This window comes from Streptomyces hirsutus (assembly GCF_001418415.1).
In the GTDB taxonomy this organism is placed as follows: Bacteria; Actinomycetota; Actinomycetes; order Streptomycetales; family Streptomycetaceae; genus Streptomyces; species Streptomyces hirsutus.
Genome location: NZ_LIQT01000623.1, coordinates 1 through 5,652, shown reverse-complemented (window position 1 = coordinate 5,652; position 5,652 = coordinate 1). Strand labels below are relative to the sequence as shown.

Genomic DNA, 5,652 nt, shown 5'->3' with positions numbered 1-5,652 from the left:
TCCACCACCTCCGCGAAGATCGTGGTGGCGGGCGGCTTCGGCGTGGGCAAGACCACGTTCGTCGGTGCTGTCTCGGAGATCAACCCGCTGCGTACCGAGGCCGTCATGACGTCCGCTTCAGCGGGCATCGACGACCTCACCCACACCGGGGACAAGACCACCACCACGGTGGCCATGGACTTCGGCCGTATCACCCTGGACCAGGACCTGATCCTGTACCTCTTCGGTACACCCGGCCAGGACCGCTTCTGGTTCATGTGGGACGACCTGGTACGCGGCGCCATCGGTGCGGTCGTACTGGTGGACACCCGCCGGCTGGCGGACTGCTTCCCGGCCGTCGACTACTTCGAGAACAGCGGACTGCCGTTCGTCGTCGCCCTCAACGGCTTCGACGGACAGCAGCCCTACCAGCCGGAAGAGGTGCGTGAGGCACTGCAGATCGGGCCCGACGCCCCGATCATCATCACCGACGCCCGGCACCGCTCGGACGCCAAGAGCGCGCTGATCACTCTGGTCGAGCACGCCCTCATGGCACGCCTCCGGTAGCCGAAGGCAACCACGGCATACAGCAGTTGTCGTAGACGAACCGGGGCCGGTTGTGTCCTTGGACACGACCGGCCCCGGTGTTCATAACGTTTCGGCAGAGGAATCGGCCAGGGTCGACACGCGATGCGTTCGAGCGGTGCCACTGTGCGCACGACCGCCCCGTCTTTTGGCGGGGCTCATTCTTTTTGACCGTTTTATCTGCGGTTTACATCACGCCGGAACCTTCCCTTCCGCTGTTTGGAAGAGGACTGGTGGGCATGCTGGAATGCCTGAACTGCCCATTGGTCAAAGACGCACTCAGCAGTCATTGGCCCGCCGGGCTCTGAGACACTGCGGCACAACGTTGGTGCCGACCGCTGAGAGGTTGTTGGTCGAGTGAGGCGAAGCACGAACAGTCCCGAGCCGTCGGCCCGGGGCAACTTCACCCCGCCGCCGCGCGCAGCGGCTCCCGCCCCCGTGCACGACACGGAACCGACGGCCGCGCCCGCCCCGAGTGGCGGCCGTTTCTCCCCCCGCAACTGGCGGGTGGCCACCAGGCTGAACGCGATCCTGCTCATACCCGTGCTGGTCGGCCTGGTCATGGGCGGCTTCCAGGTGAAGGGCTCGATCGACACGTGGCAGGAGGCCGAGGACGCGGAGAACACCGCGCGTCTGGTGCGGGCCTCCCTCAGCTACGCCGACGCCCTCTACCTCGAGCGGGACCTCACCGCGGCCCCGCTGCTGCAGGGCAAGGGCGAGGACGACCCGACCGTCGTCAAGGCGCGTGCCGCGACGGACAAGGCGGCCGACGAATTCGACGTGGCGGCCCAGTCCATGCCCGCCAAGGAAGGCCTGGAGCGCCGGCTGGAACTGCTGCGCGAGGCGGAGCCAAAGCTCACGCCGCTGCGCCAGGCCGCGTACACCTCCAAGCTCAAGGGCGTGGAGACCGAAGAGGGCTACGTCCAGATAGCCAACCCGCTGATGCAGTTCGCCAACGAACTCGGCCTGGGCACCGGCAACGTCACCAGCTACGGCCGTACGGTCTACGCGATCTCGTTGAGCAAGGCGGCCCTGTCGCTCCAGCGGTCCATCGGTACGCACCTGCTGGTGAAGCCCGGCCCCACCGACAGCCAGCTCGCCAGCCAGCGGGTCGCGCTCTCGTCCTACGCCTACCTCGAGAACATCGCCGTCCAGGAGTACCTCGGCGGCGGCACCGCGGCCGACACGGCCAAGCTGAAGCAGCTCGAGCAGGAGATCAAGGCCGACGGCGCGGACCTGGCCAAGGAGAAGGCCGCCTCGGACCCGGACTACGTGCCGCCGCCCGAGAACCCGGTCACGTTGATCTCGGAGGTCGCGCGGCTCGGCACCACGGATCCGGCCGCCCGCACCGAGATGGCCGGCCGCGGCATCACCGTCGAGAACTACTGGGCGGTCAACACCCTCAAGTACGACGGCTACAGCGAGATCGAGTCGGACCTCGCCGACGCCGCGGTGGCCGAGGCGTCCGCCATCGCCGGTGACGCTCAGCGCGACGCCTTCATCACCGGTGGCGCCGTCGTGATCGCCCTGCTCGCCGCGTTCGCCCTGGCCGGCATGGTGGCCCGCCAGATGAGCCGTTCCATGCGCCAGCTGCGCAACGCCGCCTTCGGCATCGCCGAGCAGCGCCTGCCGATGCTGGTCGACCAGCTCTCCCGTACCGACCCCGGCCGGGTCGACACCCGGGTCGCCCCGATCCCGATCAACTCCACGGACGAGATCGGCGAAGTCGCCCGCGCCTTCGACCAGGTCCACCGCGAGGCCGTACGGCTCGCCTCCGAGCAGGCGCTGCTGCGGGGCAACATCAACGCGATCTTCACCAACCTCTCGCGCCGCAACCAGTCGCTGATCGAGGGCCAGCTGACCCTGCTCACCGGCCTGGAGAACAACGAGGCCGACCCGGACCAGCTGGAGCACCTCTTCAAGCTGGACCACCTGGCCACGCGTATGCGCCGTAACGGTGAGAACCTCCTCGTCCTCGCCGGCGAGGAGCCGGGCCGCCGCTGGGACCAGCCGGTCCCGCTGGTCGACGTGATCCGCGCCGCCTCCTCCGAGGTGGAGCAGTACGAGCGCATCGAGCTGTCCGGTGTCCCCGAGGCCGAGATCCACGGCCGCGCGGTGACCGACCTCGTGCACCTGCTGGCCGAGTTGCTGGAGAACGCCACCACGTTCTCCTCCCCGCAGACCAAGGTCCGTGTCACCGCGACCCGTCTTCCCGACGGCCGCGTGATGATCGAGATCCACGACAAGGGCATCGGCCTGACCGCCGAGGACTTCGCGGACATCAACCACAAGCTGGCCAACCCGCCGACCGTGGACGTCGCGATCTCGCAGCGCATGGGCCTGTTCGTGGTCGGCCGGCTGTCCGACCGGCACGGCGTCCGGGTCCAGCTGCGTCCCTCGGGCGAGCAGGCCGGTACGACCTCGCTGGTCATGCTGCCGGACGCGATCACCCATGGTGGCGGTGGCGAGACGCAGCCCGACCGCGACGAGTTCACGGTCTCCCAGATCATCCCGGAGCAGAACACCTACCCGGGCGAGGACTTCAGCCAGCAGCAGCAACTGCGCACGGCGGCGGAGCTCGGCTTCGACGACAGCCGCTACGAGGTCCCGGACGACCTCCGCGACCTGGACCCGGTCGGCCGTTCGCTGATGCGCGGGGAGCGACGGGCGGCCCTGGACCCGCAGGGCCGGCCGCCCGCGCTGCCCGACCCGCAGGCGTCCGGTGACCGCAACGGCTCCGGGCAGGCCGCCTATCCCGACGAGTTCGCCGCCGCCCCGCAGGGTTACGGCGACGGCCAGGGCGCCGGTGACACCCGGAACTTCGAGGGCGCACCGGCCGGTTACCCGGAGCAGGAGCCCGCCGGTTTCGACCAGCAGGCGTACGGCAACGGACAGCAGCCGCAGTACGAAGGACAGCAGCAATCGGCGTACGACGACTCGTACTACGCGCCGGGCGCCCAGCTGCCGCAGAACGACTCCTTCTCGTCGAACGGTGGTTACCCGGACGGCTCCTACACGGAGCCGGCCCAGGACGATCGGACGACGGGCGGCCCGGCCGGCTCCGGGGCCTTCCCGGCCTTCGGCGAGCAGCGTCCGCAGGACGACTGGCCGCAGCAGGACGGCTACCAGAACGGTTACCCGGCGCAGTACCCCGCGGCGTCCCCGGAGGCGGAGTCCGCACCGGCCGCTGACGCAACGGCGCAGGACAGCGTAGGCTTCAACCGTCCGGGTCCGGCCCACTCCGCCTCCCACGAGCTGACCGATGCCGGGCTTCCGCGCCGTGGAGCCTCCACGGACGGCGCCGGTGAGAAGCGGCGCGCGAACCAGGAGCCCACGGCTCCGGCTCCCGCTGCCGCCTCGGTTCCGGCCCGGCAGGGCGACGGCGACGACTCCTGGCGTTCGGCGAACGACGAGCGCTGGCAGCAGGCGTCCTCGTTGCGGAGGCCCAAGGCGGGCGGGGTGACCTCATCCGGGCTGCCGCGCCGTGTTCCCAAGGCCAACCTGGTCGAGGGCGCCGCCGAAACCACCCCTCAGGGAGGCCCCCAGGTCTCCCGCGCCCCGGAGGACATCCGAGGCAGGCTGAGCAACCTGCGGCGCGGCGTCCAACAGGGCCGCAACGCAGGCAGTGAAACGAACGGCCAGGCCACTGGGAATCACCGCAGTGGGCCTGACAGCACCTACAACCAGGAGCGTTAGTGTGAGCCCGATGAGCCAGGCGGCACAGAACCTGAACTGGTTGATCACCAACTTCGTGGACAACACCCCGGGGGTGTCCCACACGGTGGTGGTCTCCGCCGACGGACTCCTTCTGGCGATGTCCGAAGGATTTCCCCGCGACCGCGCGGACCAGCTCGCGGCCGTGGCCTCCGGGCTGACGTCGCTGACCGCGGGCGCCTCCCGGATCTTCGAGGGCGGCAGCGTGAACCAGACGGTTGTGGAGATGGAGCGGGGATTCCTGTTCCTCATGTCCATTTCCGACGGTTCCTCCCTCGCCGTTCTCGCACACCCCGATGCGGACATCGGTCTCATCGGGTACGAAATGGCACTCCTGGTCGACCGCGCCGGTACGGTCCTGACCCCGGACCTTCGCGCGGAGCTCCAGGGGAGCCTGCTCAACTGACAAACGGACGGTGCGGTTTCGCGTCCCGGGGCCGTAAGGTTTCGGGACGCGGCTCCCACGTGATGGGTGCCAGGCACAGTCGGAGGAGGAGAAAGTGGCTACACCACCAGGCGGATCGTCTACGGGCAACTGGTCGTACGACCCTGCGCAGGGTCAGAACGACGGTTCCCAGAACCGGTACGGCTACCCCTCTCCGCCGAACCACGGCCGGCCGTACACGCCACAGGGCCCCGGCCCTTCGCCGTACGAGCAGCCGCATGCGCCGCACATCCAGCCCGTGCAGCCGCAGCGCCGCGCCCCGGAGCCGTCGCCCGCCGGGGCGTCGAACAATCCCCTGGTGCGCCCGTACGCGATGACGGGCGGCCGTACCAGGCCGCGGTACCAGCTCGCCATCGAGGCACTGGTGCACACCACCGCGCAGCCGCACCAGATGCAGGGCCAGTTGCCCGAGCATCAGCGGATCTGCCATCTCTGCCGGGAGATCAAGTCGGTGGCCGAGATCTCGGCCCTGCTGACCATCCCTCTCGGCGTGGCCAGGATTCTCGTCGCCGACTTGGCGGAGGCAGGACTGGTCGCCATCCATCAGCCCGGCGGCGACGAGAGCGCCGGCGGCCAGCCAGACGTGACACTGCTCGAAAGGGTGCTCAGTGGACTTCGCAAGCTCTAGCGGCGGTCCTTCCCGCTCCACCACCTCCGCGAAGATCGTGGTGGCGGGCGGCTTCGGCGTGGGCAAGACCACGTTCGTCGGTGCTGTCTCGGAGATCAACCCGCTGCGTACCGAGGCCGTCATGACGTCCGCTTCAGCGGGCATCGACGACCTCACCCACACCGGGGACAAGACCACCACCACGGTGGCCATGGACTTCGGCCGTATCACCCTGGACCAGGACCTGATCCTGTACCTCTTCGGTACACCCGGCCAGGACCGCTTCTGGTTCATGTGGGACGACCTGGTACGCGGCGCCATC

Annotated in this window: 5 protein-coding genes; all 5 read left to right on the top strand. The window is 69.2% G+C overall.

Going from position 1 to position 5,652, the window contains the following annotated elements; translation table 11 throughout:
* A partial coding sequence (locus AOK11_RS36130) for a GTP-binding protein (protein WP_055597864.1) occupies nt 1–546 on the top strand: 546 nt, incomplete at its 5' end.
* 375 nt (nt 547–921) lie between these two features.
* Nucleotides 922–4,260 (top strand): sensor histidine kinase, encoded by a 3,339-nt coding sequence (locus AOK11_RS36125; RefSeq protein ID WP_055597863.1) that lies wholly within the window; start codon nt 922–924, stop codon nt 4,258–4,260.
* 10 nt (nt 4,261–4,270) lie between these two features.
* Complete coding sequence (locus AOK11_RS36120; protein ID WP_042168317.1) at nt 4,271–4,684, top strand: roadblock/LC7 domain-containing protein; 414 nt, start codon at nt 4,271–4,273, stop codon at nt 4,682–4,684.
* A 94-nt stretch (nt 4,685–4,778) separates the two neighbouring features.
* Nucleotides 4,779–5,351: a DUF742 domain-containing protein gene (locus AOK11_RS38720; protein WP_063793572.1), complete on the top strand. Its 573-nt coding sequence runs from the start codon at nt 4,779–4,781 to the stop codon at nt 5,349–5,351.
* The coding region (locus AOK11_RS36110; RefSeq protein WP_206188994.1) for a GTP-binding protein at nt 5,332–5,652 on the top strand (321 nt) is incomplete at its 3' end. The genes AOK11_RS38720 and AOK11_RS36110, both read left to right, overlap by 20 nt.